General features: G+C 72.2%; 24 protein-coding genes. 17 read left to right on the plus strand and 7 right to left on the minus strand.

Features of this window, described 5'->3' with window-relative positions:
• The first annotated feature begins 7 nt into the window (after positions 1-7).
• The 14 genes from ABZ693_RS18130 (at position 8) to hypE (ending at position 13,898) form a co-directional block, all read left to right on the plus strand.
• Positions 8-1,090, plus strand: coding sequence for an NADH-quinone oxidoreductase subunit B family protein (locus tag ABZ693_RS18130; protein ID WP_359877910.1), 1,083 nt, complete (start codon positions 8-10; stop codon positions 1,088-1,090).
• Between the two features lie 168 nt (positions 1,091-1,258).
• The gene (locus ABZ693_RS18135; protein ID WP_359877912.1) at positions 1,259-3,043 is read left to right on the plus strand and encodes a nickel-dependent hydrogenase large subunit; all 1,785 of its coding nucleotides are present in this window, start codon (positions 1,259-1,261) and stop codon (positions 3,041-3,043) included.
• Positions 3,040-3,663, plus strand: coding sequence for a NifU-related iron-sulfur-binding protein (locus ABZ693_RS18140; protein WP_359877915.1), 624 nt, complete (start codon positions 3,040-3,042; stop codon positions 3,661-3,663). The genes ABZ693_RS18135 and ABZ693_RS18140 overlap by 4 nt, the downstream gene beginning before the upstream one ends.
• 53 nt (positions 3,664-3,716) lie before the next feature.
• Positions 3,717-4,457 (plus strand): DUF5947 family protein, encoded by a 741-nt coding sequence (locus ABZ693_RS18145; protein WP_359878038.1) that lies wholly within the window; start codon positions 3,717-3,719, stop codon positions 4,455-4,457.
• Positions 4,454-5,092, plus strand: coding sequence for a DUF6084 family protein (locus ABZ693_RS18150; protein ID WP_359877917.1), 639 nt, complete (start codon positions 4,454-4,456; stop codon positions 5,090-5,092). The genes ABZ693_RS18145 and ABZ693_RS18150 overlap by 4 nt, the downstream gene beginning before the upstream one ends.
• The gene (locus tag ABZ693_RS18155) at positions 5,089-6,552 is read left to right on the plus strand and encodes a hypothetical protein (protein ID WP_359877920.1); all 1,464 of its coding nucleotides are present in this window, start codon (positions 5,089-5,091) and stop codon (positions 6,550-6,552) included. Before ABZ693_RS18150 ends, ABZ693_RS18155 begins: the two co-directional genes overlap by 4 nt.
• A gap of 89 nt (positions 6,553-6,641) precedes the next feature.
• Positions 6,642-7,121 (plus strand): hydrogenase maturation protease, encoded by a 480-nt coding sequence (locus ABZ693_RS18160; protein ID WP_359878039.1) that lies wholly within the window; start codon positions 6,642-6,644, stop codon positions 7,119-7,121.
• A 31-nt stretch (positions 7,122-7,152) separates the two neighbouring features.
• Entirely contained in the window at positions 7,153-7,293 is a 141-nt protein-coding gene (locus ABZ693_RS18165; protein ID WP_359877922.1) for a DUF6893 family small protein, read from the plus strand.
• Positions 7,294-7,503: 210 nt separating this feature from the next.
• Complete coding sequence (locus ABZ693_RS18170) at positions 7,504-7,938, plus strand: hydrogenase maturation nickel metallochaperone HypA/HybF (RefSeq protein WP_359877925.1); 435 nt, start codon at positions 7,504-7,506, stop codon at positions 7,936-7,938.
• Positions 7,926-8,621 carry a hydrogenase nickel incorporation protein HypB gene (hypB, locus tag ABZ693_RS18175; protein ID WP_359877928.1) on the plus strand — a complete coding sequence of 232 codons (696 nt, stop codon included), beginning with the start codon at positions 7,926-7,928 and terminating at the stop codon, positions 8,619-8,621. Before ABZ693_RS18170 ends, hypB begins: the two co-directional genes overlap by 13 nt.
• Positions 8,618-11,143, plus strand: coding sequence for a carbamoyltransferase HypF (hypF, locus tag ABZ693_RS18180; RefSeq protein WP_359877930.1), 2,526 nt, complete (start codon positions 8,618-8,620; stop codon positions 11,141-11,143). The genes hypB and hypF overlap by 4 nt, the downstream gene beginning before the upstream one ends.
• A 58-nt stretch (positions 11,144-11,201) precedes the next feature.
• The gene (locus ABZ693_RS18185; protein WP_359877932.1) at positions 11,202-11,567 is read left to right on the plus strand and encodes a HypC/HybG/HupF family hydrogenase formation chaperone; all 366 of its coding nucleotides are present in this window, start codon (positions 11,202-11,204) and stop codon (positions 11,565-11,567) included.
• Positions 11,564-12,766 (plus strand): hydrogenase formation protein HypD, encoded by a 1,203-nt coding sequence (hypD, locus tag ABZ693_RS18190; protein ID WP_359877935.1) that lies wholly within the window; start codon positions 11,564-11,566, stop codon positions 12,764-12,766. The genes ABZ693_RS18185 and hypD overlap by 4 nt, the downstream gene beginning before the upstream one ends.
• Positions 12,767-12,824: 58 nt before the next feature.
• On the plus strand, positions 12,825-13,898 hold the full coding sequence (gene hypE / locus ABZ693_RS18195; protein WP_359878042.1) for a hydrogenase expression/formation protein HypE: 1,074 nt from the start codon (positions 12,825-12,827) through the stop codon (positions 13,896-13,898).
• A 114-nt stretch (positions 13,899-14,012) separates the two neighbouring features.
• Here hypE and ABZ693_RS18200 read toward each other — a convergent pair whose 3' ends face one another.
• Together ABZ693_RS18200 and ABZ693_RS18205 are read right to left on the minus strand one after the other, a co-directional pair.
• Positions 14,013-14,420 (minus strand): FKBP-type peptidyl-prolyl cis-trans isomerase, encoded by a 408-nt coding sequence (locus ABZ693_RS18200; RefSeq protein WP_359877936.1) that lies wholly within the window; start codon positions 14,418-14,420, stop codon positions 14,013-14,015.
• Positions 14,421-14,788: 368 nt separating this feature from the next.
• On the minus strand, positions 14,789-15,340 hold the full coding sequence (locus tag ABZ693_RS18205; protein WP_359877938.1) for a hypothetical protein: 552 nt from the start codon (positions 15,338-15,340) through the stop codon (positions 14,789-14,791).
• A gap of 644 nt (positions 15,341-15,984) precedes the next feature.
• Here ABZ693_RS18205 and ABZ693_RS18210 point away from each other — a divergent pair.
• Complete coding sequence (locus tag ABZ693_RS18210; RefSeq protein WP_359877941.1) at positions 15,985-17,472, plus strand: NsdA family TPR-like regulatory protein; 1,488 nt, start codon at positions 15,985-15,987, stop codon at positions 17,470-17,472.
• Positions 17,473-17,633: 161 nt separating this feature from the next.
• A complete protein-coding gene (locus ABZ693_RS18215; RefSeq protein ID WP_359877943.1) occupies positions 17,634-20,834 on the plus strand; it encodes a M20/M25/M40 family metallo-hydrolase in 3,201 nt (1,066 codons plus the stop codon).
• Between the two features lie 117 nt (positions 20,835-20,951).
• On the opposite strand, the gene ABZ693_RS18220 is transcribed toward ABZ693_RS18215, so the two are convergent.
• Together ABZ693_RS18220 and ABZ693_RS18225 are read right to left on the minus strand one after the other, a co-directional pair.
• Positions 20,952-21,536: a DinB family protein gene (locus tag ABZ693_RS18220; protein WP_359877945.1), complete on the minus strand. Its 585-nt coding sequence runs from the start codon at positions 21,534-21,536 to the stop codon at positions 20,952-20,954.
• Between the two features lie 93 nt (positions 21,537-21,629).
• Positions 21,630-22,934: an MFS transporter gene (locus ABZ693_RS18225; protein WP_359877947.1), complete on the minus strand. Its 1,305-nt coding sequence runs from the start codon at positions 22,932-22,934 to the stop codon at positions 21,630-21,632.
• An 88-nt stretch (positions 22,935-23,022) separates the two neighbouring features.
• On the opposite strand from ABZ693_RS18225, the gene ABZ693_RS18230 reads away from it, so the two are divergent.
• Complete coding sequence (locus ABZ693_RS18230) at positions 23,023-24,003, plus strand: winged helix-turn-helix domain-containing protein (protein WP_359877949.1); 981 nt, start codon at positions 23,023-23,025, stop codon at positions 24,001-24,003.
• A 61-nt stretch (positions 24,004-24,064) separates the two neighbouring features.
• Here ABZ693_RS18230 and ABZ693_RS18235 read toward each other — a convergent pair whose 3' ends face one another.
• The 3 genes from ABZ693_RS18235 to ABZ693_RS18245 all read right to left on the minus strand — a co-directional run bounded on the left by ABZ693_RS18235 (position 24,065) and on the right by ABZ693_RS18245 (position 26,629).
• Positions 24,065-25,435: a COG1361 family protein gene (locus tag ABZ693_RS18235; RefSeq protein ID WP_359877951.1), complete on the minus strand. Its 1,371-nt coding sequence runs from the start codon at positions 25,433-25,435 to the stop codon at positions 24,065-24,067.
• A gap of 304 nt (positions 25,436-25,739) precedes the next feature.
• The gene (locus ABZ693_RS18240) at positions 25,740-26,114 is read right to left on the minus strand and encodes a peptidoglycan-binding domain-containing protein (RefSeq protein ID WP_359877953.1); all 375 of its coding nucleotides are present in this window, start codon (positions 26,112-26,114) and stop codon (positions 25,740-25,742) included.
• A gap of 62 nt (positions 26,115-26,176) precedes the next feature.
• Positions 26,177-26,629: a peptidoglycan-binding domain-containing protein gene (locus tag ABZ693_RS18245; protein WP_359877956.1), complete on the minus strand. Its 453-nt coding sequence runs from the start codon at positions 26,627-26,629 to the stop codon at positions 26,177-26,179.
• Between the last annotated feature and the right edge of the window lie 22 nt (positions 26,630-26,651).

Genomic DNA, 26,651 nt, shown 5'->3' on the forward strand with positions numbered 1-26,651 from the left:
GCGACGCATGAACGCAGGCACACAGGCCCCGGTCGAGAGGCAGGGCGCGGCTCCCGGCAGCGACGAGAAGCCGATCCACATCCTCTGGATCAACGCGGGCCTGAGCTGTGACGGCGACTCGGTCGCGCTGACCGGCGCCATGCAGCCGAGCATCGAGGAGATCGCCCTGGCCGGTCTGCCCGGCCTGCCGAAGATCGCGGTCCACTGGCCGCTGATCGATTTCGAGTGCGGCCCGGTGCAGGGTGCCGACACGTTCATCGAATGGTTCTTCAAGGGGGAGCGAGGCGAGATCGACCCGTTCGTGCTGGTGATCGAAGGCTCGATCCCGAACGAGAAGATCAAGCCGGAGGGGTACTGGTGCGGCTTCGGCAGCGACCCGGAGACCGGCCAGCCCATCACCACGAGCGAATGGATCGACCGTCTGGCGCCCAAGGCGCTCGCGGTGGTCGCCATCGGCACCTGCGCCAGCTACGGCGGCATCCACGCCATGGCCGGCAATCCGACCGGCGCCATGGGCGTGCCGGACTACCTCGGGTGGGACTGGAGGTCCGGCGCCGGCATCCCCCTCGTGTGCGTACCCGGGTGCCCCATTCAGCCGGACAACTTCGCGGAGACCCTGACGTACCTGCTCTACCAGGCCGCCGGGTCCGCGCCGATGATCCCCCTGGACGACAAGCTCCGCCCGGCCTGGCTGTTCGGGGCGACGGTGCACGAGGGGTGCGACCGCGCGGGCTACTACGAGCAGGGCCAGTTCGCCACCACGTACGACTCGCCCAAGTGCCTGGTCAGGCTGGGCTGTTGGGGTCCTGTCGTGAAGTGCAACGTCCCCAAGCGCGGGTGGATGAACGGCATCGGCGGCTGTCCGAACGTCGGGGGCATCTGCATCGCCTGCACGATGCCCGGGTTCCCGGACAAGTTCATGCCGTTCATGGACGAACCGCCCGGCGGCAAGGTCTCCAGCACCGCCAGCCGCGTGTACGGCTCCGTGATCCGCCGGCTGCGGGACATCACGGGCGAGACCGTGGACAAGGAGCCGAAGTGGCGGCACGCCGGTGACGAGCTCACCACCGGCTACCGGCCGCCGTGGTGAGAGGCGCTCCCCGGCACCGCTGGTGAAGCCGGCGCCCCGAAGCCCCGGCGATGCGACGAAGACCCCACGAACCGAACAGACGCGACGAGTCGATACCCGACGCACCGACGCACCGACGCACCGACGCACCGACGCAGCGACGCACCGAGGAAGGGCACCGTACAGACAATGGCATCTCCGGCGAAGACGACAGGGGACGGCAGCGGCCTGGTGGAGATGGCCTGGGACCCCATCACCCGGATCGTGGGCAGTCTCGGCATCCACACCAAGATCGATTTCAAGCGGAAGAGAGTGGCCGAGTGCTACAGCACGTCCTCGGTCTTCCGCGGCTACAGCGTGTTCATGCGCGGCAAGGACCCGCGGGACGCGCACTTCATCACCAGCCGCATCTGCGGCATCTGCGGTGACAACCACGCCACGTGCTCCGTGTACGCGCAGAACATGGCGTACGGCGTGAAGCCCCCGCACCTGGGGGAGTGGCTCATCAACCTCGGCGAGTCCGCCGAGTACATGTTCGACCACAACATCTTCCAGGAGAACCTGGTAGGCGTCGACTACTGCGAGCGGATGGTCCGTGAGACCAACCCCGGGGTCCTGGAACTCGCCGAGCGCACCGAGGCCCCGCACGCCGCCGACCACGGCTACCGCACGATCGCCGACATCATGCGCTCGCTCAACCCCCTCGAAGGCGAGTTCTACCGCGAGGCGCTCCAGGTCAGCCGCTACACCAGGGAGATGTTCTGCCTGATGGAGGGGCGTCACGTACACCCCTCCACGCTCTACCCCGGAGGTGTCGGCACCATCGCGTCGGTCCAGCTCTTCACCGACTACCTCAGCCGGCTCATGCGCTACGTGGAGTTCATGAAGCGGGTCGTCCCGCTCCACGACGACCTGTTCGACTTCTTCTACGAGGCGCTGCCCGGGTACGAGGAGGTCGGCCGCCGCCGGGTGCTGCTCGGCTGCTGGGGCGCGCTCAACGACCCCGAGCACTGCGACTTCACGTACGCCCACATGACCGACTGGGGGCGGCGGATGTTCGTCACCCCGGGCGTCGTGGTCGACGGCAAGCTCGTGACCAACGACCTCACCCGGATCAACCTCGGCATCCGCATCCTGCTCGGCAGCTCGTACTACGACGACTGGGAAGGGCAGGAGCAGTTCGTCACCCGCGACCCGCTGGGCAACCCCGTCGACCCCCGGCACCCCTGGAACCAGCACACCATCCCCGCCCCGCAGAAGCGGAACTTCGACGACAAGTACAGCTGGGTGATGTCCCCCCGGTGGTTCGACGGCAAGGACCACCTGGCGCTCGACACCGGCGGCGGTCCCCTCGCCCGGCTGTGGTCGACCGCCCTGTCCGGCCTGGTCGACATCGGCTTCGTCAAGGCCACCGGGCACAGTGTCGTCATCAACCTGCCCCGGACGCTGACCAAGCCGGAAACCACCTTCGAGTGGAAGATCCCGCGGTGGAGCAACGCCCTGGAGCGCAACCGCGCCCGGACCTACTTCCAGGCGTACGCGGCGGCCGTCGCCCTGCACTGCGCGGAGAAGGGCCTGGCGGAGGTCCGCGCCGGACGCACCCAGACCTGGGAGAAGTTCGAGGTGCCCGACGAGTCGATCGGGGTGGGCTTCACCGAGGCCGTCCGGGGGGTGCTCTCGCACCACATGGTGATCCGGGACGGCAAGATCGCCAACTACCACCCGTATCCGCCGACACCGTGGAACGCCTCGACCCGGGACACGTTCGGCACCCCCGGCCCCTACGAAGACGCGGTGCAGAACACCCCGATCTTCGAGGAGAACACGCCCGAGAACTTCAAGGGCATCGACATCATGCGGGCCGTCCGGAGCTTCGACCCGTGCCTGCCCTGCGGGGTGCACATGTACACCGGCAGCGGACGGACGGTGAAGGCGATGCACGTGCCCACCGGCCTGAGCGGCCTGGGCGGATGAGCGCCGTGACCGCCGAGCAGGCGGGCCGGCGGGTCGAAGAGGTCCTCGACCGGCTGGCGGAGAAAGGGGACGCCGCGACCGTCGAGGCGGCCGAGGACGTCGTACGGGTCCTGATGGAGTTCTACGGCAGCGCCCTCGCCCGGGTCGTCGAACTGCTCGGACAGCGGAGCCCCGGTACGTCCGACACACCAGGGTCCTCCGGGAACTCGGGGAACTCCGGTGCCCCGGCCACGCCGCTGGGCCCCCTGCTCGCCGACGCGCTCGTCGCGAGCCTGCTCCACCTGCACGGACTGCACCCGGAGGATCTGCCGAGCCGCATCGACCGGGCGCTGGCCGGACTGCCGCAGCCGGTACGCAACGCCGGGTTCGACACGGCGAGCGGGGTGCTCAGACTGAGCGTCGCGGTGTCCTCCGGCTGCGGATGCGGTAGCACCCCGGACGCGACCCGGGACGCGACGCGGCAGGCGGCGCTGGACGCCCTCGCCTGCTTCGCCCCGGAAGTGACCGGCGTCGAACTGGAACCGGCCGAGGCGCGCGAGCCCGCACTGCTCCAGATCGGCGCCCGCCCGTCGTACGCGAACCAGGGCGGCCCCGGCCTCGCACCGGGCGGTGTCGCGTGACGGGCCTTCCGAACAGCCCTTCCACCGGCCTTTCCCCCGGACTCCCGACCGGCCTGGCGACCCGCGCGGGCGCCGGACCGGCCCCCACCGGCCTGCGCCGCTTCACCACGCCGCGCCCGCCGCGGGAGGAACGCTGCGAACTGTGCGGAACACGGCTCGCCGACGGCCGGCACCGCCATCTGGCCGACACCGACCAGCGGAGCCTGGTCTGCGCCTGCGGCCCGTGCGCCCAGCTCATGGACCGCTCCACCGGCCCCTCGACCGGACCTTCCACCAGCCCTTCGACCGACCCCTCGACCTTCCCACGCGGTCGCTTCCGGGCCGTCCCGGACCGCTTCCTCGCCGACCCGGCCCACCGCGTCGACGACACGGTGTGGGAGGCGCTGCGGATTCCGGTCTCGGTCGCCTTCCTCTTCCGCAACTCCGCCCTCGGCCGGGCGGTGGCGCTCTACCCGAGCCCGGCCGGGGCCACCGAGAGCGAACTGGAGGACCCCGCCTGGCAGTCCGTACGGGACGCCACCCGGCTTGCCGCCGGCCTGGAACCGGACGTGGAGGCGCTGTTGTTGCGCCGCCACGGCGGGCGCACGGAGTGCTTCCTGGTGCCGATCGACGTCTGCTACGAACTGGTGGGCCGTATGCGCCTGCACTGGCGCGGCTTCGACGGCGGGGCCGAGGCACGGTCCGACCTCGACGCCGTCTTCGCCCGCGTGCGCGGACGGGCGCGTGACGAGCGGACGTGTGACGTACAGGCGCGTGACGAGTGGGTGCGTGACGAGCGGGGGAGCCGGCCGTGACCGAGTTCTCCTTCGCCTGTACGGGCGTGCGCGCCGACGCCTACGCGGCCGGGCCGACGCTCGTGTTCCGGCTGCGCGTCACCGCGACCCCGGGCACCCGGGTGCACGCGCTCGCGCTGCGCTGCCAGATCCGCGTCGAACCAGCCCGGCGCGGATACGACGACCGGGAGGCCGAGGCCCTGGGCGACCTGTTCGGCGACCGCTCCCGGTGGGAATCCAGCCTCAACCCGGTGCAGTTCGCCCAGGTCTCCGTGATGGTCCCGGGCTTCACCGGCGAGATCGAGACCGATCTCGTCGTGCCCTGCACCTACGACGTCGACATCGCCGCGACCCGGTACTTCCGGGCGCTCGAAGGCGGCGAGGTGCCGCTGCTCCTGCTGTTCTCCGGCACCGCCTTCACGGGCGCGGGCGGCTTCCACGTCGAACCCGTGCCCTGGGACAAGGAGGTCGTCCACCGGATGCCCGTACGGGTCTGGCGCGAGATGATGGACCAGCACTTCCCGGGCTGCGGCTGGATCCGGCTCCCGGGCGACGCGATGGACGCGCTGCTCGCCTATCGGTCCCGCCAAGCCCTGCCGTCCTGGCAGGCCACCGTCGAGGCCCTGCTCGAAGGGACGGGGGAGCGCACCCGATGACCACCACCACCGTCTTCACCCCCGATACGGAGGCGCGGTTCGCCGTCGCCCGGCAGGCCGCCGACGCGGTCCTCTTCGAGGGGTACGTGCTCTACCCGTACCGGGCGTCGGCCGCCAAGAACAGGTTCCGCTGGCAGTTCGGCGTCCTCGTACCGCCGTCCTGGAACGCCGCCGGAGAGCATGCCCGGCAGCACACCGAATGCCTGATGGAGCCCCGGCCCGGTGCCGAACTCGCGGTCGAGGTCCGCTTCCTGCACGTCCGGCGGCGGACCGCGGAGGCACTCCGCGAGGACGGCACGTACGCGCCGGTCCCCGAACTGCGCCTGACGGACCGGACGTTGACGACCTGGGACGAGGGCGTCGAGGAGCGGATCACCCTCACCGTCCCCGTGGACGCGCCGGGCGGACCGGACGGATCCAGTGGACCGGGCGGGTCCAGCGGACCGGGCGGGCCGGACGGGCTCGACGGCGAGGGCATCACCGTGCCGTTCAGCCGCCCCGCCGCCGAGGAGACCGAGGAGGTCGTCGACGCCGACGGGCGAGTGCGCGGCCGACTGGTGCGCCGACGCGAGGAGATCAGCGGTGTCCTGCGGATCTCGGTGGCGGAACTCGACGGCCCGTACCGGGTCCGGAAGCTGTCCGTCACGGTCGAGAACGCCGGTTCCTGGAGTCCGCTGCCCGGTGACGACCGGCAGGCGGCGCTCGCGTACTCGCTGGTCGCCACGCACACCCTGCTCCGGCTCGACGCCGGCTCCTTCCTGTCCCTGACCGACCCGCCGGAGTGGGCGAGAGGAGCCGTGGCGTCCTGCGACAACCGGCACACCTGGCCCGTACTGGCCGGTGAACCCGGCCGTGCCGACCTCGTGCTCTCCTCGCCGATCATCCTCGACGACCACCCGGCCATCGCCCCCGAGAGCCCGGGAGCCTTCTACGACGCCACCGAGATCGACGAGATCCTCGCGCTGCGTACCACGGCCCTCACCGACGAGGAGAAACGCGAGGCCCGGGGGACCGACGCGCGGGCCGCGGCCGTGATCGACCTGGCGGACACCCTGCCGCAGGAGGTGTGGGAACGCCTGCACGGCGCGGTACGCGGACTGCGGGAGATCGCCCGGCCCGCCGAGCCCGCGGGCGCCGACCCGCTCGTACCGGACACCCCGTGGTGGGATCCGGCCGGCGACCCGACCGTCGACCCGGACCGGGACCACGTCCTCGTCGCGGGGCAGGCCGTGCGCGCGGGCAGCAGGGTCCTGTTGCGGCCGCGGCTGCGCCGTACGGACGCCCAGGATCTGTTCGTGGACGGTCGGGCCGCCCTGGTCGAGGCCGTGCTGCACGATGTCGACGGCGGGGTGCACATCGCGGTGACCGTGGAGGACGACCCGGGTGCCGACATCCGGCGCGAACAGGGCCGGTTCCTCTACTTCCAGCCCGACGAGGTGCGGCCCTTGGAGGACGTGTGAACGGCCCCGAGCGAGACCCCGACCACGACCCCGGTACCGGCCTCGACCCCGAGGCCCGGGACGAGCCGCGTCCCGCCCCCCGCACACTCGTGGCGGGCGTCGGCAACATCTTCCTCGGCGACGACGGCTTCGGCGTCGAGACCGTACGCCGGCTCGCCGCCCGGCGCCTGCCGCCCCACGTCGAGGTGGCCGATGTCGGGATCCGCGGCGTCCACCTCGCGTACAAGCTCCTCGACGGCTGGGACACCTGCGTCCTCGTCGACGCCACCGCGCGGGGCGGCCCGCCGGGGACGCTCTACCTGATCGACGCCACGGCGCCGGACGAACGGCTCACCGCCCCGCCCGCCGCGGCACTCGACGGCCACCGGATGACACCCGACGCCGTCCTCGCCCTGCTGGACACCCTGTGCGCGGGGGCCGGCGGTACGCCGCCCCGCAGGATCCTCGTCGTCGGCTGCGAGCCGGCCTGCCTCGACGAAGGCGGGGAACTCAGCGCGGAGGTCGCCGCCGCGGTGCCCGAGGCGGTGCGCGTGGTGACCGAACTGGTCGGCCAGGAAGCCGGCGTATGAAGCCCGGCCCGAGTGCGATACGGAGATCCCCATGAGCACGTGCACCTGCCACAAGAAGAAGAGCGCCGTCGGCGTCCTCGGCGTCCTCGGCGCCCTCGCCCTGGCCGCCGCGGTCGTCGGCAAGGCCGTCCTCCCGGACGTCCAGCGCTACCTGCGCATGAGAAGGATGTGACCCGCCGCCGGGAGCCGCGAGGAGACCGCGCGCCGTTCGACTGCACCGAACGGACGACACCCTCGCGCTCTCCCGGCGAGCCGGACGGCGCCCCCGTCCCGCCCGATCTGTAATGGCGGCCCGGAGACCGCGGCCCACCCCACGAACCGGCCCGCTCCGCGCACCAGCCGCACCCCGCGCACCAGTCCACCGAGCTTGGGACGGAGAGCGATGCACGAGATGTCCGTCGCCCTGGCCGTCGTCGACCAGATCGAGACAGCCGCCCGGTCCCGCGGGGCCGAGGGCGTCGACAGCGTCCGGCTGGAGGTGGGCGAGCTGGCCGGCATCGTCGCCGACTCGCTCCACTTCTGCTTCGGACTCGCCTGCGCCGGAACGGTCGTGGAGGGCGCCGAGCTGACCACGCGGACGGTCCCGGGTACCGCACGCTGCGCACCCTGCTCCCGGGTCTGGCCGGTCGGCATGCCGCCCCGGCTGCTCTGCCCCGGCTGCGGGGGAGCCGCCGTCGAGCTCGTCTCCGGACGCGAACTGCGCATCCGGGAGGTCCGCTGGACCGACCCCGCCGGCCCCATGGCGGCCGCCACCGCCCCGACCCGCGCCCCACGCGACGAACCCCTCACCGAGAAGAGGCGCCCATGTGCCGAGTAGTCGACCTCCAGCGGGCGGTCCTCGCCCGGAACGATGCCGCCGCGGGCATCCTGCGCGCCGAACTGACCGCGCGCGGTACGACGGTGGTCAATCTGCTCTCCAGCCCCGGCAGCGGGAAGACCGCCCTGCTGGAGCGCACCCTGCGACTGGCCGCCGAGCGGGGCGTCGGCACGGCCGCGCTCACCGCGGACCTGGCCACCGAGAACGACGCCGAACGCCTGGCCCGGGCGGGCGTCCCCGTCAAGCAGGTGCACACAGACGGCCTGTGCCACCTGGAGGCCGACATGGTCGCCCGGCATCTGCACGACTGGCTGCCCGAGGCGACCCGGCTGCTGTTCGTGGAGAACGTCGGCAATCTCGTCTGCCCCGCCGGCTACGACCTCGGGGAATCCCTCCGGGTCGTCCTCGCCTCGGTCACCGAAGGCGAGGACAAGCCCCTGAAGTATCCGACCGCCTTCGGCCTCGCCCAACTGGTGGTCGTCACCAAGACCGACCTCGCCGTGGCCGCGGAGTTCGACGAGGCCGCCTTCCGCCGGAACGTGGAACAGGTCAACCCCGGCGTCGAGGTCCTGCTCACCTCCGCCCGGGACGGCCGCGGCGCCGGGACGCTGCTCGACCGGGCGCTGGCGGCGGCGGAGGGCGCCGGCGTCCACACCCCCGTGATGGCCCAGGCCGGCGCGTGACCGCGGGGCGACCGGGCACCGTATCCCCGACGACCGCCGCGCCCCCGACGGCTGCCCCGTACGAGCGTGTCCGCGAACGTGTCCGTGAACGTGTCGTCGTACGCGGGGTCGTCCAGGGCGTGGGCTTCCGCCCGTACGTCCACGCCCTCGCCACCGGTCTGGGCCTGTCCGGCCACGTCACGAACACCGCCGAAGGTGTGGTGGCCGAGGTCGAGGGGGACCCCGCGGACGTGGCGGCGTTCCGCGCCCGTATCGCACCCGAGGCACCGCCCCTGGCCCGGGTGGAGGCCGTCGAGACGACGAGTGTGACCGCGAGCGGCGGCAGCGGGTTCGCCATCGTTCCCTCACGCGCGGGCGGCGAGGTCCGGACCCTTGTCCCGCCGGACACGGCCACCTGCGACGACTGCCTCGGGGAACTCGCGGACCCGGCCGACCGCAGACATCTGCACCCCTTCCTCACTTGCACGCACTGCGGACCCCGGTTCACCATCGTGACCGGCCTGCCCTACGACCGCGCCCACACGACCATGGCCGGCTTCCCGCTGTGCCCGGACTGCGCGCGGGAGTACGAGGACCCGACGGACCGGCGGTTCCACGCGCAGCCCGTGGCCTGCCCGAAGTGCGGCCCCCGGCTGCGCTTGGTCGTCGGACGAGACGGTTCGCCCTCTGCGGCGTACGCGGGCACCGACCCGGTGCCGGGCCTCGCGGCCGGCCCGGTGACCGGCCCTGCCGCTTATCCGGCCGGCGATCCCGTGACCGCCGCCCGGCGGATGCTCGCGGCCGGCGCGATCCTCGCCGTCAAGGGCCTGGGCGGATACCACCTGGCCTGTGACGCCACGAACTCCTCGGCGGTGGCCGAACTGCGCCGGCGCAAGGCACGCGGGGACAAACCGTTCGCCCTGATGGCGTCGGACCTCGCGGACGTCGAGCCCCTGGTGCACCTCGGCCCCGCCGAGCGTGAACTCCTCACCGGACGCGTCCGGCCCGTCGTCCTCCTGCGGCGTCGCGCCACCCCGCCCCGCTCCGGAATCGTCCCGGCGCCCGGGGTGGCTCCCGGCAGTCCGGACCTCGGCGTCATGCTCCCGTACACCCCGCTGCACCACCTGCTCCTCGGCCTCGGCGCCGCCGAACGCCCGCCAGGCCCCCGGCTCCTGGTCATGACCAGCGGGAACCTGTCCGGCGAACCCATCGTCACCGACGACACGGACGCGCTGACCAGGCTCGCGGGACTGGCGGACGCCTGGCTGCTGCACGACCGCCCGATCCATGTCCCCTGCGACGACTCGGTCGTACGGGTCTGCGACGGCGAACCGCTCGTCCTTCGCCGCTCGCGCGGCTACGCTCCGCTGCCGGTCACCCTGCCGGTCGAGGTCGTCCCCGCGCTCGCCGTCGGTGGCGACCTGAAGAACGTCTGCTGTCTCGGCCGGGGCCGCAAGGCATGGCTGTCCGCGCACATCGGCGATCTGGACAGCCTGGCGACGCAACAGGCCCTCGCCTCGGCCGAGAGGCAGTTGGAGTCCGTCACGGGCGTGGAGCCCGGTCTGCTGGCGGTGGACCGCCATCCCGCGTACCGGTCCACCCGCTGGGCCGCCCGGCACGCGGCGGGGCGCCCGGTCGTCCCCGTCCAGCACCACCACGCGCACATCGCCGCCGCCATGGCCGAGAACGGTCTCGACGGCAGCAGCCCCGTCCTCGGCGTCGCCTTCGACGGCACCGGCTACGGTCTCGACGGCGCGGTGTGGGGCGGCGAGTTCCTGCTCGCCGACTACGCGGGCTTCACCCGGTTCGCGCACCTGGCCTACGTCCCGCTTCCCGGCGGGGACGCGGCCGTACGGCGGCCGTACCGCATGGCCCTCGCGCACCTGCATGCGGCGGGCATCCCGGCCGACCCCGCTCTGCCGCCCGTGGCCTGGTGCCCGCCCGCTGAACTGCGGGTGATCCAACGGCAGTTGGCTCGCCGCCTGAACTGTGTCCCGACCTCCAGCATGGGCCGCCTCTTCGACGCCGTCGCCTCCCTCGCCGGGATCCGGCATGTCGTCGGATACGAGGCGCAGGCGGCCGTCGAGTTGGAGGCGGCGGCCCTGCGCGCGCCGGAGGCGGAGGAGGACGCGCGGTACGCCTTCCGGCTGGTGGCGCCGCGGCCCGGAGATCCGCTCGGTGCCGACCCCGCGCCCCTGCTGACGGCGGTGGCCGGCGATGTGCGCGCCGGCACACCGAGCGCCCTCGTCGCGGCCCGGTTCCACCACGCCGTGGCGCGTCTGGTGCACCGGGTCTGCGTCGCCGCGCGCGGCGAACTGGACGTGCACACCGTGGCGTTGACCGGGGGAGTGTTCGCCAACGCGGTCCTGTCCTCGGCCTGTGCGCGTGCGCTGGGCGAGGACGGCTTCACCGTCCTCCGGCACCGGCTGGTCCCGCCGAACGACGGCGGACTGGCCCTCGGCCAGCTGGTCGTGGCCGGACGGGTGACCGAGGAGCGGGTCCAGGCCCGGGGAGGGGACGGGGGGCCGGACTCCGGCGCGTAGCCACGCCAGCGCAAGCGGCAGCCAGAACGACAGCGGCAGCGACAGTGAGGAGACACACGTGTGTTTGGCGGTCCCTGGGAGAGTGCTGGACATCGAGGACCGGGGCGGCACCCGGATGGCCACCGTCGATTTCGGCGGCGTGGTCAAGGAGGTCTGTCTGGAGTACCTGCCGGACCTGGAGGTCGGTGAGTACGCCATCGTCCACGTCGGATTCGCCCTGCAGCGGCTGGACGAGGAGTCGGCCAGGAGGACCTTGGAGCTCTTCGAGGATCTCGGCATGCTCCAGGAGGAGTTCGGCGACCCGTGGGAGGCGGCCGACGGGATGACGGCGAGCGGAATGACGGCGAGCGAGATCACGGCAGGCGGAGTGGCGGAAGGCGAGCGGCTCGTACACGAGGACGTCGTGGGAGAGGGGCACCGGTGAAGTACATCGACGAGTTCCAGGACCCCGGGCTCGCCCGGCGGTTGCTCGACGAGATCCACGCGACGGTGACCCGGCCCTGGGCGCTGATGGAGGTCTGCGGCGGCCAGACCCACAGCATCATCCGGCACGGCATCGACCAACTCCTACCGAAGCAGGTGGAGTTGATTCACGGTCCGGGCTGTCCGGTGTGCGTGACACCCCTGGAGGTCATCGACAAGGCGCTGGAGATCGCCTCGCGCCCCGGCGTGATCTTCTGCTCGTTCGGGGACATGCTGAGGGTCCCCGGAACGGGCCGCGACCTCTTCCAGGTGCGCGGCCAGGGCGGTGACGTCCGGGTCGTCTACTCGCCGCTCGACGCGCTGCGGATCGCCGAACAGAACCCGGAGCGCGAGGTCGTGTTCTTCGGCATCGGCTTCGAGACCACCGCCCCGCCCAACGCGATGACGGTCCATCAGGCACGCAAGCGGGGCATCCGCAACTTCAGCCTGCTGGTCTCCCATGTCCGCGTGCCGCCCGCGATCGAGGCGATCATGCGGTCCCCGGAGTGCCGCGTCCAGGGCTTCCTCGCCGCGGGCCACGTCTGCAGCGTGATGGGCACCGCCGAGTACCCCGAACTGGCCGCACGGTACCGGGTGCCGATCGTGGTCACGGGGTTCGAGCCGCTGGACATCCTCGAAGGCGTACGGAGGACCGTGCTCCAGCTGGAGCGGGGGGAGCACGCCGTCGACAACGCCTACCCCCGCGCCGTACGGGCCGAGGGCAACCCGGCCGCCAAGGCCATGCTCGACGAGGTCTTCGAGGTCACCGACCGCGCGTGGCGCGGTATCGGCGTCATCCCGGACAGCGGCTGGCGGCTCTCGGAGCGGTACCGGGACCACGACGCCGAGATCCGGTTCTCCGTCGAGGGCATCGACACCCGCGAGCCGGCCGCCTGCCGCAGCGGAGAGGTCCTGCAGGGACTGCTCAAGCCCCACGAGTGCGAGGCGTTCGGCACGCTGTGCACGCCCCGCTCCCCGCTGGGCGCCACGATGGTCTCCAGCGAGGGGGCCTGCGCCGCCTACTACCTCTACCGGAGGCTCGACCTCGGCTCCGCGAGACGGCAAGGCCAGGCGTCGAGCGCACCGGGCGCACCGAGTGCACCGTTCCCGGCGGACGCGTCCGCGAACGTCCCGCCCCTGGAAGGAAGTTCCGTTGTCTGACACGACCACGACCGCGGGCGTTGCCGCCGGCACGGTGACCGCCACGACCGGCCGCGCCATGTCGGACCAGGCTGCGGGCCCGGCCCCGGACATGCTCGCCTGGACCTGTCCGGCACCGCTGCGGGACCAGTCGCGGGTGGTGATGGGGCACGGCGGCGGTGGTGCCCTGTCCGCCGAACTGGTCGAGCAGGTCTTCGCCCCCGCCTTCGGCGGCCCGGAACTCTCGTCGACCACGGACGCGGCCGCGCTCGAACTCGGCGGCGCCCGGCTGGCCTTCTCCACCGATTCCTTCGTGGTGCGCCCGCTCTTCTTCCCCGGCGGCAGCATCGGCGACCTGGCCGTCAACGGAACCGTGAACGACCTCGCGATGAGCGGGGCCCAAGCGGTCTACCTCTCCTGCGGATTCATCCTCGAAGAAGGCGTCCCGATCGACGTCGTGACCCGGGTGGCCGACACCCTGGGAGCGGCGGCGCGCACCGCCGGCGTCCACGTGGTCACCGGCGACACCAAGGTCGTGGAGGCCGGCCACGGGGACGGCGTCTACGTGAACACGTCCGGGATCGGACTGATCCCGGACGGCGTGGATCTCCGCCCGCAGCGCGTGGTCCCCGGCGACGTGGTGATCGTCAGCGGGCCCATCGGCGTCCATGGCGTCGCCATCATGAGCGTGCGGGAGGGGCTGGAGTTCGGCGTCGAGATCGAGAGCGACTGCGCGGCACTGAACGGTCTCGTCGAGGCGATGCTCGCGGTGACGACGGATCTGCACGTGCTGCGCGACCCCACCCGAGGCGGCCTGGCCGCCTCGCTCAACGAGATCGCGACGGCCTCGGGCACCGGCGTGGTCCTCCAGGAGCGTGCCGTGCCCGTCCCCGACGCCGTGGCCAACGCCTGTGCGATCCTCGGCCTCGACCCGATGTACGTGGCGAACGAGGGCAAGCTGGTGGCCTTCGTCCCGCGCGAGCGGGCCGAAGAGGTGCTGGCCGCCATGCGCGCGCACCCGCTCGGTGCGGGTGCGGCCGTCATCGGGGAGACGGTGGCGGAGCATCCGGGCATGGTCGTCGCCCGTACCGGCCTCGGCGGAACCCGGGTGGTGGACATGCCGCTCGGCGAGCAGCTGCCACGGATCTGCTGAGCGCGCCGGGTGGACCGCCCGCTTCGGGCGGTCCACCCGGGCCGAGGCCGGCCAGGAGGCGACCCGGCCATCAGGCCGGGCGTGACCCGTCGTGCGGCACGAACCGACGAACGCTCACTGTGCGCTGCTCCACCCGGTGGTGCTGGAATAGGCGTCGACCAGGTCCACCACGAAGACGAGGGTCGAGTTGGCCGGGATCAGCGACGAGGGCGACTGCTTGCCGTAGCCGAGACGCGGAGGAATGACGATCTCCCGCCGGCCGCCGACCTTCATGCCCCTCACCCCGCGGTCCATGCCCTTGATCGCCTTGCCGCCGCCCAGAGCGAACTTGAACGGCTCGCCCCGTCCCCAGGAGGCATCGAACTCCTTCCCGGACGCGAAGGTCACCCCGACGTAGTGAACCTTGACGACCATCCCCGGCTTCACCTCGGCCCCGTCCCCGACGACCAGGTCCCGGATGGTCAGCTCAGCGGGAGGGGCACCCTCCGGAACGTCGACCGTGGGCTTCGTCGGTTCAGTCATTGCAGCCTCATCACTCTCTGCCGGACGCCGTCGGACGGGCCAACCGGACACATGGACCCCCCACGCTACCGAGCGTGCGGACTCCCGGAGCGCGTTCCTGTACGACCGCAAGGGGTGCGGGCGGCCTCGGTACAGGGGACTGTTCTTCGGCTCAGGGATCGGTGACGCTCAGTGGTGGGCTGGTACGGCGCGGGCACCACGGGCGTCTGTGTCTGGAACGACGGCAATCGCTGACCAGCTATGCCAGCCGACGGCGTGCAAGCGGCGTCCACCGCCGTGAACAGGCGCCGGCCCGGGACCCTCGTCGTGGAGAAGAGGTTCCCGGGCCGGCTCTCTACGGCAAGGTGCCTGCCGCCGTACGGCAGTGGTTACAGCAGGGCGATCGAGCTCGCCCGGTCGTTCATCGCGTCCCCGACGTACGAGGTCGACTGCTGGTACTCCTGGTGGATGCCGGAGGTGTCGGGGGCGTCCCACAGCTCCAGCCAGCAGGACAGTGTGGTCAGCGAACTGACGGAGTTGTTGAAGGTGCCGTCGAGGTTGATCTGGGCGTCTCGGCCGTTGCCGCTCAGGCAGCCCCTCTCGCCGCTGATGACGAGGGTGGAGCCGCCGTAGTTGGAGTCCGTGTAGACGACGCCGAGCTGCACGGCTTGCGCCCCCTTGGTGGACGACGAGCGCGTGAGACGGTCGGCCAGCCTCTGGTCGATGTGCTTCCCCGACAGCGGCGCGTCGGTGACGCGGCCGTTGGTGGAGGAAGCGATGGCCTCGCGGAAGGTGCCGAAGCACTGCACGCTGCCCGAATCGACGTTGAGCACGCAGTTCTTCGGGGCGGCGGGAGCGGCGTTCGCGGTGGTGGTGGCGGCACCCAGGGCGAGGACGGTGGCTGCCGCTGCGATGGCGACGCGTGAGGTACGAGCAAACATGGGACATCCCTGTCTCGTAGCGTTCTACCGACACCGTGGATGCTTTCGTCCCCGTTCGGCACGGACCAGGGGCTCATTCGGCCAGGGTCGGTGTATGAGACACGAATTGCTTCGGCTCGGCGAGGGGAGGCGTCGCGTCACGCGCGGTTCCTGACCTGCCTCGACTCGTCACACCGGCCGGCGGCGAGTGCCCGGGGAGGCGTGAGAGAGCGCGACGCGAACTGTTCGGGGCCGGTATGTACCGCATCATAGCGACGTGCGACCGGCGCGGACGACCGCTGGCTGGTGGACCTCACCTCGACGACCGTGCACACCGGTGCGGCGGCACCGGGCGAACCGCGCGACGCACGGATCGCGGCCACATGTGATCACTGTCAGTGCGTCCAAGGGCCGGGAGCCACGCTCGTGAGGAGGCGACCGACGCCGGTTCGCCGCCGCGCGGTCGCGCCGTCCACGGTCGGCGGCAGAGCCGATTCGGCGACGCGGCCGCGTGCCGCGATACCCACGCCCTGTCCCGCGTACGGCACCCCATCACCTGGGCGTGATGGCCGCCATGCCACCGCCGTATCTTGTGCCGCCCCTGGCGGAAGGCTACGAAGCTCGGGAGCACGGCTCCGGGGAGCGGGGCCGACAGGGGAGGGGACATGACCGGAGCGTCGGCGCGCGCGGGCGGGGCGGCATGGGGGGAGTTCGGACGGCGGCTGCGTTCCCGGCGCAGGGCCGCCGGACTCACCCAGCTGCAGCTCGGCCTATTGGTGGGCTACCACCACTCGGTGATCAGCAAGCTGGAGGCAGGTCTGCGCGAACCTCCCCTCGGCCTGGTACGCCGCCTCGACTCGGTCCTGGAGACCGGTGGCGAACTGGCCGCGGTGCTCGCCGAGCCGCGCGACGTGCCGCGCGGTCCCGTCCACTTCCTGGCCGACCCCGTGCTGTTCGCACCGCTGCCGGGTGCCGACGGCGTCGACGGCTTCGGCGCCCCCGACCCCCTGCTGTGGCCCGCGCGGCTGCCCGCAGAGGGGCTGGCCTGCCCGCTGCACGGGACCGAGGGCTGCGCGGTGCCCGACCGGGCGGAGTTGTCGGAGCTGCTGGGCGGCCCGTCGGCTGTCACCGCCGACTCCCTGTCGCGGGGCACGGCGGGCGCCGAGCCGGATCTGCTGCACGGTCTCACCGCCCTGCTGGCCTGTCTGATCCGCGAGGGGTTCCGGCAGCCGCCCGACGATCACCGGGTGGCCGTCGTCGACGGGCTGCTGCGGGCTCTCGTCCGGTGGGCCGAGGCCGTCAACGCCACCGGGCGGCTGCCGTACGGACAGCTCCGGCTGGCGGCCCAGTACGCCCAGGTCGCCGGGCGGCTGCGGATGGACCGCGGGCAGAGCGCCGTCGCCATGGCCCGGTTCGGCCACGGGCTGCACTGTGCCGACGCGGTACGGGACGCCCCGGCGCGGGCCACGCTGCTCAGTGACATGTGCACCCTGGTCCAGCTCGACGGGGATGTCGGCTCGATGCTCACCTACGCGGCGGGCGTCGGCGCGGTGGACACCGGCCGGCGCTGGATGGCCGCGCTGTCCGGCCTCTACCAGGCCCGCGGGTACGCGCTCGCCGGGGACACGGCCGAGTGCCGGCGCCATATCGCCCTGGCCCGGCGCAAGTTCGCCCGTCTGGACCGCCGCGACCTGCTGGAGGCGCCGTGGATGGCGGGGGCCGAGGGCGAGATGCGGATGGACTCCGCGATCGGCGGTGCCCTGCGCGATCTGGCCGTCGCCACCGGCGACCGGTCCGCGGCCCGGCGGGCGGTCACGGCCACCGCGCGGTCGTGCGCCGGGGTTCCGCCGCAGATGCGTACCACCCGGCTGCTGCTCACGCTGCGCCTGGCCGACAGCTGGGCCTGCGCCGGCGACCCGGCGGCCGCCGCGGCGCTGGCCTGCGAGGTGCTCGGGGACGCCGTGAGCTCCCGCGAATTCATGATCGGCGCCGAGCTGCGCGGGCTGCACGGCCGGCTCACCGGGCAGTGGCACGACATACCCGAAGTCAGGGCGTATCGGGAGCGGTTCCGGTCGGCGGGCGGACAAGTCGCCCCGACTTTCGGGCACTTGCCGGATTTTGCCTGCATCGGTCGGTGGTCGTGGGGCCGTTGACCCCGGGGCGGGGCGGTGTGAGGGTTCAGCCGCCCGCGATGTGACACGCAACGGTCACCGTCGACGGGTGTGTCGTCGCGACTCGCGAGCCGGCCCGGATCCGGTGTGCCCGGAGCCGGGCCGGCTCGGCGGAGCCCCCACCTCTCTCACAAGGAGCCACGATGCTCAGAAAGACCGCGGTGGCCGGGATATCGTCCCTGGCCCTGACCCTCGGAGGGGTGGTGGTGCCGGCCTCCCTCGCCGCGGCGGCGCCCGCGTCCGCCCCGGCCGGACCCTCTCCCGTCGCCAGAGCCGTCGCAGCGGCGGACCGTGCCGTGAGCAGCGGCCTGGACACGCTCGTGGCCGGCGGACCCGAGGAGCGGTACGACCGCCGGGACGTCACCCCCTGGGGCGGCAAGGACCTGTACTCCGTCGCGTACGAGCGCACGTACCACGGTCTGCCGGTGGTCGGCGGCGACGCGGTGGTCCTCGCGGACGGCGAGGGCAGGGTCCGGGCCGTACGCTCCGCCACCGAGGCCACGATCGCGGTGCCCACCACGGCCCGGGTGAAGGCCGGCCGAGCGGAGCGCACCAGCCGCGCCGGGGTCGCCACGGTCACCGGGAGCGACGCGCCGCGGCTGGTGGTGCGGGTCAGGAACGACGTCCAGACGCTCGCCTGGGAGACCGTGGTCGCGGGCACCACCAAGGAGCGGCGGCCCACCCGGCTGCACGTCTTCGTGGACGCCCGCTCCGGCAAGGTCGTCGACAGCTACGACGAGGTGCGCGCCGGCACCGGCCGCAGCGAGTGGAACGGCCCGAGCCCGCTCACCATCGACACCTCCCGGTCGGGCACCAACTACGTGCTGCGCGACACCACCCGTCCCGGTCTGCAGTGCTCGGACTACAGCGGGGGCCTGTTCACCAAGGCGACCGACGACTGGGGGACCGGCAGCGCGTCCAGCAAGGAGACCGGCTGCGTCGACGTCATGTTCGCCGCGCAGAAGCAGTCGGACATGCTCCGCGACTGGCTGGGCCGCAACGGGCACAACGGCAACGGCGGCAGCTGGCCGGCGAAGGTCGGCCTCAACGACCTCAACGCCTACTGGGACGGCTCCACCGTCACCATCGGCCGCAACACCGCGAACAAGTGGATCGCCGGCGTCGACGTCGTCGCCCACGAGTTCGGCCACGGCCTGGACTCCTTCACCCCCGGCGGCGCCAACCACGAGAGCGGCCTGGGCGAGGCGACCGGCGACATCATGGGCGCCCTGACCGAGGCGTACGCGAACGAGCCGGCCCCGTACGACACCCCCGACTTCACCGTCGGCGAGATGATCAACCTGCAGGGCCGCGGTCCCATCCGCAACATGTACAACCCGCAGCTGATCAGCAACAACCCCAACTGCTACTCGGCCTCGATCCCCAACACCGAGGAGCACGCGGCGGCCGGGCCGCTGAACCACTGGTTCTATCTGCTCTCCGAGGGCTCCACCCCCGGCGGCGGCAAGCCCGCCAGCCCCACCTGCAACAACCAGCAGGTGACCGGCGTGGGCATCCAGAGCGCCGGCAAGATCTTCTACGGTGGCATGCTGCTCAAGACCAGCGGCATGACCTACAAGCAGTACCGCACCGCGACCCTCACCTCGGCGAAGAACCTGGACGCCTCCTGCGGCCTGTTCAACACGACGAAGGCCGCCTGGGACGCCATCAGCGTGCCCGCCCAGGCCGGTGACCCGACCTGCACCGGTCAGCAGACCGACTTCTCGCTGGCGCTCAGCCCCGCCGGCGGCAGCGTCGACGCCGGAGCCACCGCCACCGCCACCGTCAACACGTCGACCGTCTCCGGTGCCGCCCAGCAGATCTCGCTGACCGCCTCCGGCGCCCCCTCGGGCGTGAGCGTCACCTTCAGCCCGGCCACCGTCACCTCGGGCGCCGCCTCCACCCTGCGGATCGCGACCTCGGCCGGCACGGCCGCCGGGACCTACCCGATCACGGTCCAGGGCGCGGCGGGCGGCAAGACCCACACCGTCACGTACACCCTGACCGTCGGCGGCGGCACCACGCCGACCACCCCGCCGGACGTGGAGGTGGCCCAGATCCAGGCCCACCTCGCGCAGCTGAACACCATCGCCGGGCAGAACGGCGGCAACCGCCGCTCCACCACCGCCGGTTACCGCGCCTCGCTCGCCTACGTGAAGGGCAAGCTGGAGTCGGCCGGCTTCACGGTCACCGAGCAGACCTGCGCCTCGGGCTGCACCGCCGGCGCGGGCAACAACCTGATCGCCGAATGGCCCAAGGGCGACGCCAACAGCGTCTACCTGTTCGGCGCCCACCTCGACGGCGTCTCCGCCGGCCCCGGCATCAACGACAACGGCTCCGGCTCCGCCGCGCTCCTGGAGACGGCGCTGACCCTGGCCAAGCAGAACCCCGCCATGAAGAACCGCGTGCGCTTCGCCTGGTGGACCGACGAGGAGCAGGGCCTGAACGGCTCCGACTTCTACGCCCGCTCGCTCGCGACCACCGAGCGTTCCCGGATCAAGGCGTACTACAACTTCGACATGGTGGCCTCGCTCAACGGCGGCTACTTCATCAACAACCTGAACTCCGCCGCCTCCGCGCCGATGAAGGAGTACTGGACCTCGCTCGGCCTGGCCCCGCAGGAGAACGTCGAGGGCCAGGGCCGCTCGGACGACTACTCCTTCCAGCTGGTCGGCGTTCCCACCTCGGGCTACGCCACCGGTGCCTCCGCGGTGAAGAGCGCGGCCGAGGCCGCCAAGTGGGGCGGAACCGCGGGCCGTGCCTACGACTCCTGCTACCACTCGTCCTGCGACACCACGTCCAACATCAACGCCACCGCCCTGGACCGCAGCGCCGACGGCATCGCGTACACGATCTGGAAGACCGCCGTCGGTGACGTGTCCAACCCGGCCAACGACTTCTCCGTGTCCGCCGATCCGGTCTCGGGTACCGTCGCGCCCGGTTCCTCCGCCACGGTGACCGTGCGCACCGCCACCACCACCGGCTCCGCGCAGAGCGTGGCCCTGTCCGCGTCGGGCGCGCCGTCCGGCGTGACGGTGTCCTTCGCGCCCGCCTCGGTGACCTCGGGGCAGTCCTCGACGGCCACCGTCCAGGTCGCGGCCGGCACGGTCGCCGGTACGTACACCCTGACCCTCACCGGTACCGGCTCGGTCGCGCACACCACCACCTACACCCTCACCGTGAGCGGTGGCGGCGGCGGGGAGACCACCTGGCAGCTGGGCGCGACCTACGCCGCCGGTGACGTCGTGACCTACAACGGCGTCCGCTACCGGTGCCTCCAGGGCCACACCGCCTACCCGGGCTGGGAGCCGCCGAACGTTCCCGCGCTCTGGCAGACCATCTGATCCATCCGATCCATCCGATCCACTCGGGACGGGGAGCGAGGCGGGGGACGGGCACTGAGGTGCTCGTCCCACCGCCTCGCGGTGCGTTCGCCGGGCGGCGGTCCGGGCCGGCGACCTCTACGCCTTGAGGGGTGCGGCAGCTCCGGCGGCCCGCTCGATCTTCGCGCGGTGGGCCGCACGGGCTTGCTCGTCGATCGGCTTCTCGTGTTCGGCGCGCACCCCGGTCCGGCCGTCGACGCCTTCGCGCAGGATGTCGGCGTGCCCGGTGTGCCGGACGGTCTCGCCGAGGACGTGGACCAGGACGGCGAACAGGTTGGTAGGGAGGGAGGGCTCCGGCCACCACGGCACGTGGCCGGGGGCGTCGAGGGGGAGCGCGTCGATCGTGGCGTCCGCGTGTTCCCATGTGCGCCGGTAGAACCCGAAGATCTGCTCGCGGGTCTCGTCCTCGGCCGCCCACTGGTCGCTGCCGTCGGAGTCCTGCCACCGGGGCAGCGGCTCGGGGGAGGGGCGGCCGAAGACCTCGCCGAAGTACCTGGCCTCGACGGTGGCCACGTGCTTGACCAGGCCGAGGAGGTTGGTCCCGGTCGCCGTCAGAGGCCGGCGGGCGTCGTACGCGGACAGACCGTCGAGCTTCCAGAGCAGCGCCTCGCGGTCTCGCCGCAGTCGCCCGTGCAGGGTGTCCTTGGCGAATTCGTCGATCATGCGGCGTGAACCTTCCATGAGTTGTTCTCTGTTTGTCGGAAAGGCGTGAGGGTGGGGTACGTGACGGCTCGCGGCCGAACCGACCAGTGACGGCTACCGCGCGGGAGAACCGCTCGCACGCTGTCCGGTGCCGTTCTCCGATCCCGTCGAGCGGTTCGGTACGGGGACCGGGGGAGTGGGCGCGTGCCAGGTGAGAATCCAGCCGGCGGTGAGCGCCACCGCGCCGCCCGCCAGGGCGATCGCGCCGCCTGTTCCCGTGCCCGCGGCCACCGAGCCCACGCAGACCGGCCCGACGCCCTGAAGCGTCATGCTGCCGGAGCCGAGCAGGCCGAAGGCCTGGCCCTGGCCCTCCTGTGGCAGGGCGTCCAGGAACGGCCGTTGCAGGCCGAGACCGTAGGCGTATCCGAAGCCGCTGAGCAGCAGCAGACAGGACGAGACGCCCACTCCGGGCCCGGCGGCGAAACCGATCAGCGGCAGTCCCGCCAGCGCGATCAACGGGACCACCAGCCGCTCCCGGGCGGGCGGCCGGAGCAGCCGCCCCACCAGCAGGTCTCCGACCAGCATGCCGACCGGCAGACAGCCCATCAGCACCGCGTACCAGCCGGGCGCGAGGCGGCGTTCTCCCGCGTAGGCGACGAGGAGACCTTCCGCGCCCGCGACGAACGCGGGCGGTAGCCACTGGGCCAGCATCAGTCGTCGCACGGTGCGTCCACGCAGCAGCAGGCCGGCGCCGCGCAGGCTTGCCCGGACGGCCCCGCCCTCGCCCCGAGCGCCGCCGGACTCTCCCGGCTGGAGCCTGGGCAGCCGGATGCGGATGGCGAGCGCGCAGCCGAGGTAGAGAGCGGCGCTGACCGCGAGCGCCCGGCGGGGCCCGAGTGCCGCGACGACCGCACCTCCCAGTGCCAGGCCGGACAACTGCGCGCCGGAGCCGGCGATGTTGTTCAGTGACCGGCCCAGTACGTAGGCGTCGCCCTTCAGCGACTGTGCGACCAGCCGACTCGACGCACCGTGAAACACCGGTGTGGCGAGGGAGACCAGTGCCACGACACCGAGGCTTGCCGCGATCGGCATCCGCACCAGGGCGAGCAGCAGGGCGGCGGCTGACGTCACGGCGTAGCCGCCGGTGATGAGTGCGCGGGGTGGCAGCCGGTCGGCCAGTGAGCCCAGCAACAGCGAGCCGAACAGCTGTGGGATGAAGCCGATGCCGAAGGCCACCGCGCTCAGCAGCGGGGAGCCGGTGGCCGCGAAGACCAGGACCGAGAACGTGGTGATCCGCAGCGCGTCCGCGGTGATCGAGACGGCGCGGGTCGTGAAGAGCAGCCGGAATCGCGGCTCGGCCAGCACCTCCCGGTAGGTGGCACGGTGCCGGCTCTGCGCGGGTTCGGCGGTGGGGGTCATGACGCCCAACCTCGCCGTGGTCCCGCGCCGCTCACCAATGATTCGTCGCTGGACGAATCGAAGGGGACGTCCGCGGTAGCATCCCGGGGTGCTCCGCTTCGATGTCTCCGTCGAGGACCTGCTGCGCAGCCGCTTCGCACTGTCGCCCGCGTTGGACCTCTGCCTGCTGCTGCGCTCGCTCGCCGGCCAGGACCGGCCGCTTCCGCGAGCCTGGGCCACCCGGCTCATGCCGGCCTTCGAGCGGCTTCGCCGCGAGACCGAACTGAACGCGGTCCTCGCCCTGCACACCCCGAGATCCGGGCCGAACTTCGTCGCCCCGCCCCCGCGCGGCCTCAACCAGACCTGGGCGGACGACCTGGCCACGATCCGGGCCACAACGCCGGAAGCGGCCCGCCACGAATACGCCACGGCCGCGACCGGTCCGTCCGCCCGTGATTCCCGCGTACGGGCCGTGCTGGACTCGCCGGACGCCGTCTCCAGGATCGCCGAGGCGATGGACCAGGCGTGGCACGAGCTGCTCGCCGCGGACTGGCCGCAGCTGCGCGCGATCTGCCAGCGCGATGTCGTGCACCGGGTGGGGCTGATCGGCGAACACGGATGGGCCACGACCATCGAGAGCCTGCACCCGAGCATCGCCTGGCGCGCCGGCGGCATCGAGGTCGGCCACTTCCGGCCGGTCGGAACATTCCGGCTCGCCGGCGACGGGCTCCTGCTGATCCCCTCGGTCTTCGTCGAGAACATCGGCGCCCACTTGGAAGACCCCTGGCCCAGGACCTTGGTCTATCGTGCCCGCGGCACCGGCGCTTTGTGGGGCGAAGAGGAGACCGTCCCGCGGCCCGACGCGCTGACCGCTCTGGTCGGCCGGGCCCGGGCCCGGCTGCTGCTGGCGCTGGACGCCCCGGCCAGTACCAGCCACCTCGCCCGAAGCCTCGCCATGGCACCCGGCGCGGTCGGAGACCACCTCGCCATCCTGCGCGGCGCCGGGCTGCTCGTCCGCGCCCGGTCCGGACGGTCGGTGCTCTACCGGCGTACCCCGCTCGGTGAGGCACTGGTCGCCGGTTCGGGCTGAGGGTTCGGGCCGGGGGTTCGGATCAGCCGCCCGGACGGCTGATCCGAACCCCCGGCGCCGGTCAGTTGACGGTCAGGGCCGCCGTGTTGTTCGTGAGGTCCGGGTCGAAGGTGAAGGGGAACTCGCCGAACGTGCCGTACGCGGGCTGCACGCTGACGGCACCGGTCGCGCCGGGGACCACGGTGTCGATGCGTACGGACAACGCGAACGTCCGCTGCGTGTCCGCCAGCACCCAGTACGGCATGCTGCAGTCGTATCGCGGGGCGCCCGTCCGCGTCGGGTAGAAGGTGCCGTCGAGGGCCCGCGGGGAGCAGTCGGACGGAACGCCGGTGACCGTGGTGCCCTCGGGCACGATCAGCCGGACCTTGGCGACCGGGTCGCCGGAGCCGAGGTAACCGATCCAGGCCGGGCCGTTGTTCTTGAAAGTGAGCTCGGCCGTGGCCGTGCTGCCTGCCGCACCGGAGAGGGCGTCACCGGTCACGGAGAAGTCGGCACCGCTGGTCGCGCGGATCTCGACGCTCGCGAAGTCGTTCCGCGGGTCGATGTCGTCGGCGCCGGCGCCGGGGGTGGCACCGATGTCAAGCCGCTCGTACAACGCGTGCGGGGCGAGGCGCGCCGTCAGCGGCCGGGGCAGCTCGAAGGAGTCGCCGGGCGCCAGCACCTGGTCGAACGTGCAGGTCGCCACGGTCCACGGTGCGTAGTCCTGGCCGTCCGTCGTGTTGTAGGCGCAGGCGTCGTAGCGGGTCAGGTCCGTCAGACCGTACGAGGCGGTCATCCTGACGGTGAAGCCGTTCGCGCTCTCGTTGCCGTTGTTGGTGACCTTGAACGGGATCGTCCGCTCGTCACCCGGCAGCCCTTCCGCGATGTCGTCGGCGGCGTCGACGGCCAGGTCGGGCCCGGAGCGGACGGCGAGCGTGGTGCTGAAGCTTTGGTGGGGCGCGGTGAGCGTGTCACCGGACCCGCCGGTGGCCGTCGCCTCGTAGGTGATCGTGCCCTGCGCGCCGGCCTGGGCACCGTCGGCCGCGCGCACCTTCAGGAACACCTGGTCCTCGTAGGCGTCCCCCATCGTGGGTACCACGGGGATGTCGCACACCGCGCTCGTGCCGTTCGGCGTGCAGGTGTCGGGCCAGGTCACCTCGGCGACCCCGGTGAGGCCGGAGACGTCGACGGTGAGCCGGCCGTCGGTCACCGCGAGGTTCTGGTTGTCGTGGTAGAGGCCGATCCCGAGGGTGCGGGTCTGCGGCAGACCGCCGCCGGCACCGAGCGGCAGTGCTTGCTCGTACGGGCTCTGGATCCACAACTGGTCGGTGTGCGGCGGGTCGTCGTCGGCGAACGCGGGCGCGGCGAGGCCGGCGGTCAGCAGACCGGCCGCCACCGCGACCGCGGCGCCGGATCTGATGCGTATCCGGCGTCCGGCAGAGAACAGTCTCATTGCTCCCCCAAGGGCGTGATGCGACTGACGCGCCGGTGGTCCCGGCGCACTGGAAAGATCATCCTATGGGCGGGTGATCTTGTCGCTCCTGGTTTCGGCCCTGATGCCGAGTCCTTTGCGCCGGGACGGCGACCGTCAACTCCTCGCTCCTCGGCCCCACGATCGAGTGGTCTCCCCACGCGGCATAGGGCGGAATCCCCCCGCCGCACCCCTTCCGGCCCGCGAATCGAAGGACGGAGGGTGGTGCGGCGGTGGCTGCGGGAGTGCTCCGGGACTTCTTCCGGACGTCCCCGGGACTCGGTGATCAGCAGGCGGTGTACGGCGTCTTGCTGTACCAGTCCAGCCAGGACCAGGTGGCGGGGCCGACGATGCCGTCCTGCTGGATGCCCACGCATGCCTGGAACCTCAGCACCGCGCTTTTGGTACGCGGGCCGAAGATGCCGTCGATGGCCACTTCGTAGCCGTTGCCGGGATCCATGGACAGGTTGAGCTCACACTGAAGCTCCCGCACCTCGGGGCCGGCGCTTCCCTGGCTGAGGTAGGGCTTGTTGACGCTGTAGTCGGCGCAGGGGCCGGCGACGGAAGCGGCGGACGCGCTGGTCGCGGTGGCGATGCCACCGACGCCCGCGAGCAGGGCCGCGGCGGCCAGCGTCACGACCGCCTTCTTGGCGATGGTCATCTTCAGCCTCTTGTCGGTGAGAGCGCGGCCTGGTGACCGCCGAGGTGCCTCGGGGGCATGGGTCAGCAGAAGGAGGCGCGGCTGTTGGCCAGGCGGGAGAAGGCCAGTTCGGTGGCGGGTCCGACGATGCCGTCGATCCGGCCGTTGTAGTCCCACCAGATCAGCAGCCGCTGCAGGGCCTCGATCGTGTTCGGCCCGGCTACGCCGTCGATCGCGCCGGTGTACCCCCAGGAATGCGCGAGGAGCCGCTGGATCGCCTTCCAACTGGCGTTGCCCAGTTGGCCGTCCACGACCAAGGAGCCCCAGCCGGCATGGTTCAGCCAGCACTGCATGTACTTGCCCTGGTTGGTCGTCAGGCCCAGGTTGTAGGAGGCCGCCGCCACGGACGCGGCCGAGGTCGTGGAGGTGACCGACGCCCGGGTCGGGACGGCCGCCTGGCTGGTTCCGGCCGTGGTCAGGCCGAGGCCTCCCGCCATGATGGCGATGGCGGCCAGAGAAGCGATCTTCTTCCTCACGGTGTTTCCCCCTTGTTGAATG

The sequence above is a fragment of the Streptomyces laurentii genome (genome assembly GCF_040635425.1).
Classification (GTDB): domain Bacteria; phylum Actinomycetota; class Actinomycetes; order Streptomycetales; family Streptomycetaceae; genus Streptomyces; species Streptomyces laurentii.

Excerpts from the sequence above, each read along its gene's own strand:
- ABZ693_RS18130 (WP_359877910.1), top strand. The coding sequence starts at position 8 with ATGAACGCAGGCACACAGGCCCCGGTCGAGAGGCAGGGCGCGGCTCCC.
- ABZ693_RS18135 (WP_359877912.1), top strand. The coding sequence starts at position 1,259 with ATGGCATCTCCGGCGAAGACGACAGGGGACGGCAGCGGCCTGGTGGAG.
- ABZ693_RS18140 (WP_359877915.1), top strand. The coding sequence starts at position 3,040 with ATGAGCGCCGTGACCGCCGAGCAGGCGGGCCGGCGGGTCGAAGAGGTC.
- ABZ693_RS18155 (WP_359877920.1), top strand. The coding sequence starts at position 5,089 with ATGACCACCACCACCGTCTTCACCCCCGATACGGAGGCGCGGTTCGCC.
- ABZ693_RS18165 (WP_359877922.1), top strand. The coding sequence starts at position 7,153 with ATGAGCACGTGCACCTGCCACAAGAAGAAGAGCGCCGTCGGCGTCCTC.
- ABZ693_RS18170 (WP_359877925.1), top strand. The coding sequence starts at position 7,504 with ATGCACGAGATGTCCGTCGCCCTGGCCGTCGTCGACCAGATCGAGACA.
- hypB (WP_359877928.1), top strand. The coding sequence starts at position 7,926 with ATGTGCCGAGTAGTCGACCTCCAGCGGGCGGTCCTCGCCCGGAACGAT.
- hypE (WP_359878042.1), top strand. The coding sequence starts at position 12,825 with ATGTCGGACCAGGCTGCGGGCCCGGCCCCGGACATGCTCGCCTGGACC.
- ABZ693_RS18200 (WP_359877936.1), bottom strand. The coding sequence starts at position 14,420 with ATGACTGAACCGACGAAGCCCACGGTCGACGTTCCGGAGGGTGCCCCT.
- ABZ693_RS18205 (WP_359877938.1), bottom strand. The coding sequence starts at position 15,340 with ATGTTTGCTCGTACCTCACGCGTCGCCATCGCAGCGGCAGCCACCGTC.
- ABZ693_RS18210 (WP_359877941.1), top strand. The coding sequence starts at position 15,985 with ATGACCGGAGCGTCGGCGCGCGCGGGCGGGGCGGCATGGGGGGAGTTC.
- ABZ693_RS18215 (WP_359877943.1), top strand. The coding sequence starts at position 17,634 with ATGCTCAGAAAGACCGCGGTGGCCGGGATATCGTCCCTGGCCCTGACC.
- ABZ693_RS18220 (WP_359877945.1), bottom strand. The coding sequence starts at position 21,536 with ATGATCGACGAATTCGCCAAGGACACCCTGCACGGGCGACTGCGGCGA.
- ABZ693_RS18225 (WP_359877947.1), bottom strand. The coding sequence starts at position 22,934 with ATGACCCCCACCGCCGAACCCGCGCAGAGCCGGCACCGTGCCACCTAC.
- ABZ693_RS18235 (WP_359877951.1), bottom strand. The coding sequence starts at position 25,435 with ATGAGACTGTTCTCTGCCGGACGCCGGATACGCATCAGATCCGGCGCC.
- ABZ693_RS18240 (WP_359877953.1), bottom strand. The coding sequence starts at position 26,114 with ATGACCATCGCCAAGAAGGCGGTCGTGACGCTGGCCGCCGCGGCCCTG.